Origin of the sequence: Caldicoprobacter faecalis (genome assembly GCF_900115765.1) — a bacterium.
In the GTDB taxonomy this organism is placed as follows: Bacteria; Bacillota; Clostridia; order Caldicoprobacterales; family Caldicoprobacteraceae; genus Caldicoprobacter; species Caldicoprobacter oshimai.
In genome coordinates, this window is record NZ_FOXR01000056.1 from 1 (window position 1) to 7,502 (window position 7,502).

At 36.7% G+C, this 7,502-nt stretch carries 7 protein-coding genes and 1 pseudogene; 6 read left to right on the forward strand and 2 right to left on the reverse strand.

The genetic code is table 11. The features are described from left to right. The first annotated feature begins 294 nt into the window (after positions 1–294). Both glnA and BM241_RS11635 read left to right on the forward strand, forming a co-directional pair. Positions 295–1,629 (forward strand): type I glutamate--ammonia ligase, encoded by a 1,335-nt coding sequence (gene glnA, locus BM241_RS11630; protein ID WP_092282864.1) that lies wholly within the window; start codon positions 295–297, stop codon positions 1,627–1,629. Positions 1,630–1,680: 51 nt separating this feature from the next. Further along, a complete protein-coding gene (locus BM241_RS11635; RefSeq protein WP_025747805.1) occupies positions 1,681–2,568 on the forward strand; it encodes a LysR family transcriptional regulator in 888 nt (295 codons plus the stop codon). Between the two features lie 116 nt (positions 2,569–2,684). On the opposite strand, the gene BM241_RS11640 is transcribed toward BM241_RS11635, so the two are convergent. After that, the gene (locus tag BM241_RS11640) at positions 2,685–3,674 is read right to left on the reverse strand and encodes a hypothetical protein (protein ID WP_143094097.1); all 990 of its coding nucleotides are present in this window, start codon (positions 3,672–3,674) and stop codon (positions 2,685–2,687) included. Positions 3,675–4,233: 559 nt separating this feature from the next. Beyond that, positions 4,234–4,410: pseudogene (locus BM241_RS11645) on the reverse strand (glutamate synthase-related protein); the annotation flags it as partial. A 403-nt stretch (positions 4,411–4,813) separates the two neighbouring features. On the opposite strand from BM241_RS11645, the gene BM241_RS11650 reads away from it, so the two are divergent. The 4 genes from BM241_RS11650 to BM241_RS11665 all read left to right on the forward strand — a co-directional run bounded on the left by BM241_RS11650 (position 4,814) and on the right by BM241_RS11665 (position 7,360). Then, on the forward strand, positions 4,814–5,035 hold the full coding sequence (locus tag BM241_RS11650) for an uberolysin/carnocyclin family circular bacteriocin (protein WP_025747803.1): 222 nt from the start codon (positions 4,814–4,816) through the stop codon (positions 5,033–5,035). A 90-nt stretch (positions 5,036–5,125) separates the two neighbouring features. Then, on the forward strand, positions 5,126–6,106 hold the full coding sequence (locus tag BM241_RS11655) for a hypothetical protein (RefSeq protein WP_092282865.1): 981 nt from the start codon (positions 5,126–5,128) through the stop codon (positions 6,104–6,106). A 14-nt stretch (positions 6,107–6,120) separates the two neighbouring features. Then, entirely contained in the window at positions 6,121–6,855 is a 735-nt protein-coding gene (locus BM241_RS11660; protein WP_143094098.1) for a hypothetical protein, read from the forward strand. Continuing rightward, a complete protein-coding gene (locus BM241_RS11665; RefSeq protein ID WP_092282867.1) occupies positions 6,830–7,360 on the forward strand; it encodes a stage II sporulation protein M in 531 nt (176 codons plus the stop codon). Before BM241_RS11660 ends, BM241_RS11665 begins: the two co-directional genes overlap by 26 nt. The last annotated feature ends 142 nt before the right edge of the window (positions 7,361–7,502 follow it).

Below are 7,502 nucleotides of genomic sequence, written 5' to 3' on the forward strand. Positions count from 1 at the left end.
ATGGTTAGTGATTTTTGGATATCTATATCATACAGGATTTCTCACTATGGTTCTATAATTTTTTGGGGTGTTGCATTTAATTTTACAACGAACCTAACAACACCATAAAAAATTTTTGTTGACATTTTTAATGCTTCATTATATACTATCAGCATGTAGGGTGTATATTTTATATTGCGCAATGGCGCGCAGCGTTAGTATGTTTATAAAGGCGTACTCAACGGCGAGTACAACCGTCTGTTGAGTACGTCTTTTTGTTTTGCTAAAATTTAACTTTAAAAGGGGAGTGTTTGTATGGCAAGATACAGCAAAGAGGATATTTTAAGGCTGGTCAAGGAACTGGATGTAAAATTCATACGCCTCCAGTTTACCGACATTTTGGGGACTCTAAAGAATGTGGCAATCACATCTGAACAGCTTGAGAAAGCGCTGGACAACAAGTGCATGTTTGACGGCTCATCGATTGAGGGTTTTGTCAGGATTGAAGAATCGGATATGTACCTGGCACCCGATCCAAACAGCTTTGCGGTATTCCCGTGGCGTCCACAGCCCGGCAGGGTGGCAAGGCTTATCTGCGATGTGCTCAATCCCGATGGTACTCCTTTTAGCGGAGACCCCAGGTATGTATTGAAGCGGGCTTTGAAAAAGGCTGCCGACATGGGATATGATAAATTCAATGTGGGACCCGAGTGCGAGTTTTTCCTGTTTTTGACCGATAGCGAGGGGAAACCTACCATTAAAACTCATGATAACGCCGGCTATTTCGACCTTGGTCCTGTGGACCTGGGCGAGGATGCGAGAAGAAATATATGCCTTGCCCTTGAGGAAATGGGCTTTGAGATAGAGGCCTCACATCACGAGGTGGCGCCCGGACAGCATGAGATTGATTTTAAATATCAGGATGCCCTTACGACCGCGGATAATGTGATGACTTTTAAGATGGTTGTAAAGACCATGGCTCAGAGGAATGGCTTGCATGCCACCTTTATGCCTAAACCGATATTTGGTATAAACGGCTCGGGTATGCACACCAACGTGTCGCTGTATAAAGATGGTAAAAATGCCTTTTACGATGAGAATGACCCGCTCAAATTAAGCCAGGAGGCTTACTGGTTTATAGGCGGTATAATCAAGCATATAAAGGCAATTACTGCAATAACCAATCCGCTGGTAAATTCCTATAAACGCCTGGTGCCTGATTACGAAGCTCCGGTATACATCGCATGGTCTGCCAGAAACAGAAGCCCGCTCATCAGAATACCTGCGGCTAAGGGCGAAGCCACACGCCTGGAGCTCAGGTCTCCCGATCCGTCCTGCAACCCCTACCTGGCCTTTGCTGTCATCCTGGCTGCCGGGCTTGATGGGATAAAGAATAAGATTCAACCACCGCCACCTACCGATAAGAACATATTCAGGATGAGCCGTGAAGAAAGGATGAAAGAGGGCATTGATTCGCTGCCGGCCAGCTTGGAAGAGGCCATCAATGAAATGGAAAAAAGTGAACTGGTGAGGGAAACTCTCGGAGAGCACATTTTGACCAAATACATTGAAGCAAAGCGCAAAGAATGGGAAGACTATAGGACGAAGATCACTCCATGGGAGATTGAGCATTATTTGACCAAGTATTGAGAGATGGATTAAAATTAATTTAAAGGTATACCTTATAAAGGTGGGCTTGTGATGGATGTAAATCTGGAGCTCTACAGGATTTTTTATCACGTTGTAAAAGCGGGTAGCATATCCAAGGCCTCCCAGGAGCTCTTTATATCTCAGCCTGCTGTCAGCCAGGCCATCAAAAAGCTGGAATCAAGGCTGGGAGGCCAGCTCTTTACCCGAGCGCCAAAGGGCATTGTCTTGACGCCCGAAGGCGAGGTGCTGTTCAAGTACATCGAACAGGGATACAATATGATAATGCTGGCTGAAAGCAAGTTCATGGAGGCTATAAATCTGGATATCGGCAGCATACGCATAGGCGCAAGCGATATGACGCTAAAGTATTTCCTGCTTCCTTATCTTGAAGAGTTTCACAAGCAGTACCCCAAGGTGAAGATAATGGTCACCAACAGGCCTTCGCCAGAGACGGTAGAGTTTTTGAAGAAGGGGGCTATTGATTTCGGTGTGGTGAGCCTTCCGCTGCCCGACGATGATTCGCTGGAGATTTTCAAGGCGACGGAGATACAGGACTGCTTTGTGGCAAATGAGCGCTTTGGTCATCTTGCCGGGCGGGAAGTGTCCATCAAGGAGCTTGCGGAGTACCCCATTATCATGCTGGAGAGAAACACCAGCACAAGGCGGTATATAGACGAATTTCTTTCCCGACACTCGGTGAACCTGGTCCCGGAGTTTGAGCTTGCCACCAGCGATTTGATAGTGGAGTTTGCCTGCAGAGGTCTAGGTATATCTTGCGTAGTAAGGAATTTTGCAGAGGAATATATAAAAAAAGGTACGCTGTTTGAGATTAACTTGAAGGAAAAGATCCCCCCCAGGCATTTTGGTATAATAAAGCTGCGCAATGTGCCGCTCACCGCCGCTGCTAAAAGGTTTATGGAGCTTATACAGAGCAAATGAACAAAACGCTGTATCGCCACCAATAGGGAAGTATATTGAAAAAGGCTGTACCATTATGATTGCTTAAAGGTACAGCCTATATTTTATTTATTAACTCAAACTTTTTTGCAATATCATTATTTCGTTGTTGCTGGTGCCGTTACCTGTGGGACAGGTTTTTCAAGTATATATTCCTCCGAAATGGCTCTGGTAAAAGCCGCAAAAGGTGTTCCTTTGCTGTTGGTTCCTATAACCATAAAATAAGGTATAACATATTCTTGCTGATATCCAATTGGATCCAACCTGTACATAAGCCTTACTTCTTTTACTTTACCAGAATCATTAGGCAACGCCTCATATATTGTGGCTTTCCCTTGTTTTATATCCTCCAAGGCTTTGGAAAACTCCTTAATAGGATATTCACGAAATGGTTCTACCTCCCGCCAAACCGACGCAGCACCGATTATTTTCCCATTTTCTCCAAAGTACACCGATATTTTCGGACCCACTCCGCCCCATGGAATGTCATCTTTTTTCCGTCCAAACCTCACCTCAATCATGAATGGGAGTTTTTTCTCAACGCCATTTTCTACAATAGTTACTGTGTTCTCTTTGTTAACATCTCTAAATTCTGCTTCCTCTTTCATTAAGCCACAAGAAGTAAGAAATTCCAAGGCTAACTTTTTGTACTCTTCATCTGAAAGCACCGTTTTTAGCGGTGAAACGGCTGTTTCGAATTCTTTGGTAGTAAAATTGATAGATCCAGTTTCTTTGTCAACAGAGAATATTGAACCATTGGCTGCCATCACACGAAAGTCAACTTCTGTTTCTTCAACACTACCAACTACGCCAAGCTTTGCAGCTTGTTCTCGAATCATCTCCTTTGTCAATGCAGGCTTAATAACCTTATAAACCATCATTTTCTCCGGGAACTGAGGCTCGGGAATGTCTAAGGTTAAACTTAAAAAATTTCCTCCAGAACCGGATTTAGGCATTGGGCGCTGAACAATTAATGGTAAATTCTCTTGATTCTTGGCATTACTTAATATTGTAAAAATTCCAACCCCAGCAATAACAATAAAAACAAGAACAGCGACTATTTTGTAACCTCTTTGCATATCATTCACCTATCTCCCATTCAAAGCTCACTTTTAAATTTTAATTTGGCCTTTTGTAAAACCCTTAAAATTTTATTTTCAGGGTTTTTACTGTCTTTATTATTTTTAATTAAGCAGGAATTCCCTTTACTTTTGTAAATAGATTAATACCAAGTAACAAATTTAAACCACAAAACAAAGAGAATCCTGTGCGAGATCTCAACAACATCATTTTTTCAATTTCGTTGATAATTTCTATATCGTTGTTTACAAAACTTAAGAAATGAAATAGTTCTTGTAACGATTAGAACAGAAAATAAATACATTTTTTGTTTTATTTTGACTTTGCAAGTATCAGTATACCACAATTACCCAAATAATGCAATATAAATTTATCGGGGACAGCACTGAAAAGTAAATTTAACTGAATGGTTATCTTTTTTACCTCTGATACTTTATGCCCCAAAATAGGCAATAATTGCATGTTTTGGGGCATAAAGTCGATAAACATCAAAATTATATAAAATTGAATGTTTTCTTAAATAGGTAGACTTTTATCTTTCAAAGTGGATTAAATGGTCTGTCCATTTGAGTATATATCGTGGTGGGGAGCAGGTGATATGGCATCGGAACCTAAAGGGATCATCCTGATTTGAGATATTTGAGCGGTTACTTTTTCACCGGGGAGATGTCCCCATATGCCGGGTTTTAAGTTTAAGCGTTGACCAATTTTTATATAAATGGCTATGCTGATGTTTAGATATTCTGGATATTTATAGAACTAAAAAAATAGAGATACAATAAAAAAGTAGAGGTATTATAAGAAAATACAGAGTAAATGAATATAAATAGAAAAAAAGAGGATTGCCAATTTATTTGGATAAAATTACAATTAAAAGTAAACATTTGGCAAGTATGTACAAGCGTATCAAATATAGCATAATAAACACATTATTAAGGTTAGATATCAAAAAAAAGATTATTTTCTAGTAAAGAGATTAAAACTGATAGGCTTTGCTTTTCGAGTTTTGTAATATCGTGATATCAGTGTAGGTGTTAACATTTTATACTGCGGATTATAATGGATATCTCTGAGTAATCAAATTCGGATATTACAGGTTTTTCTAAAAAGGGCAATGATATGCTGTTGAAGGAGGTGAAGAGTTCATATGCTAAATGTAATGTCATTTTTAGGAGTTGACAGGATGATAGCAGAACAAATTGTTTCTATTATAAATTCTGTGGGCTGGGTAGCAGTTGCAGCTGCTATTATAGCATCAATATTGAGTCTTGGAGGACTTACTGTAACAGCATCTATTTTAAACTATGTAGTGATTACAGTAAAATCATATTTAAGTAGAAATTTGTGGGCAGTAGCTGTACTTTGGTAATTTACTTTAAATTTTATGACATAGGAGCTTCTGATAAAAGGCATATCATTGCCCCTCCTTATAATTTACCTAATGCAAGGAGGCAGTATAGTGGGTTCGTACTATATAATTCTTAAGTATTTATTTGTAAATGAATATCGTAAAGAGTTTTCAGCAGTTGTTGAAGCCGTTTCAGATTTTTTTAATACTAAGATAAATTATTTTTACATACATTTATTGTCGTTTTTAGTAAAGTTAATTAATCCACTTATATTATGTTTAGTCTTTTCTGCTTTAGGATTTCCCCATAGGTTGTCATTTATCTTATGGGCAAGTATCGGATTTTGTTTTGTTGCTGCTGTCGTTGATGGGAATAATTCAGCACAAAGAGTATTTTTACCAGAGAAAAATAATATATTATTGCACAGTGATTTAGATGATAATATAATCCATTACATAATTATGGCAAAAGAGTTGATAAGCTATATTTTGAGCTCTTTACCTTTATTTGTAATACCTGTATATTTAATTTTTGCGTCAAAGTCAAACTTTTTGAGTGCTTTTGTAGCTGTTTTATTATTTTTTGTTTCGTGTTTCAGCTTATTTATTATAGGAATTTATGCAAAGGCAAAGAAGTACCAAAAATTTCATTCAGGTATTTTTGAAGAAATTGTTTATATTATAAGGGCAACCTTGTTGTCGTTTGCGTTTTATGTTATGGTAAAATTTGCTATTGGCTTTGTTTTCAAAGGGCTAGATTATTTTTTGCAGGGATATTCATTTATTGACACCTTAAAAAATGTAATGGCCGAGACATTAAGCACAAGTTTTCCATTGGTCACAGAAAAAATAGATCATTTTAGAAACATATACCAGATATACGTAACATATTTTCAAAGAGAAACTATTATCTTAACAATTATGACGCTTATATTTGCTGCAATAAGTATTGTTTTATTTGCCCAAAACAGGTCAGTGAGATATAGATTTAAGCCGCTAAACCTTGAATATGGATTTAAGTACAGGCTCTTAGAAAGGCTTGTACTTATAATGCGTAAACTTACTCCTGGAATTGACGAAAAAGATATATGAAAAAGGATTTAAAAATGATCTTAAGAAATCATATACTAGTTTTTGAAAAACCTTTGTTGCTATTAATTATGCCTAGCTCGCTTTTCGTTTATGGAGGAATGCTTTTAGCAATATATCAAACTGATAATATCAACGCTATAGTGATTGCTTCATTTTATACGGTGATGGTCACCATATTTGAGTATGGGCGTATGCTGAGGTATAACCTGCCATTTATTGTTTTGCCAAATGCTGAAATGAGAAATATATCGCTGATAAAAATTTCTAATTACGGCTTTTTGAAAATGCTTGCTCAGAAGGTGTCTATAATTACGAAACTGAGCATAATACCTACTGTAATTATTTTGCTGCTGAATATATTTATTTCTATTATTCATTGCCAATTATATATTTGGTTACATTTAGCTTTGATTGTTTGGGCAATTTTTATACTGTCGCTTTCAGGATGGTTTCAATTATATGGTTATTGTTATGACATAAATTATAATTATCAAAGCTATGCAGAAATGACAAAACTTTCGAAAGAAATTGATTTTTTTGGCAAATTCTATATAATACCTAAAAGGATTTTGGATCTTATATATGCTATTTTTTTGGTAATTGCTTTTTATGGATTCTCAGGGAAGATGATACTTAGTATTTTTGTTGTTGCAAATCTATTTTTCTTCGTCATAATTATTCTGGTAATTGTTAAAACAATAAAAAAAGGGGAAAAGTACTTCTATGCAAAAAATATCATCCAAACTTAAGAACAACCTGATAGTACTGTCGTTTGTATTTTTTATATATGTTATGTCTTTGTTTTTTGGATTTCAAGTTCAACAGTCAAAAGATAGTGTTCCATTGTTTTTTACAAAAACGAGTTTTTTTGATCTTCTAATTCATAACGGCATACAGATAAGTCTTATAATTATATTGGGGATAATAACTTTTGGGATTTATGCACTAATTATGTTAGTGATAAATGGCTTGGGGGTTGGCATTGCTTTGAGCTTGATAATTCAAAATAAACAATTTGCTGCATTTTATAGTGGTTTTTTACCGCATGGGATTATAGAAATAACTGGATTATTAGTAGCAGCGATGGTGCCATTCATGTTTTGGAGCACAGTTGTTAGGTATGCTAGGTTAAAAAAAGATATTCCAGTGCCATTCCACAAACTGCTTTTATATGATATATTACCTTATATATTATCTTCTTATTGTTGTATTATAATTGAGTTAAGTCCATATAATTGTGTAAAAAGGGGTTGAGCCACCCCCACCCCTCTGGTTAGAATTAAAAATGTAAAAACCAAAACCTAACTGGAGGGATGAGAAATGGCTCAATACAATATTACCATTGATTCTGAAATTTTGCACTATCTTTTTTTAAAAGGAGCTAAAGATGAAGGTA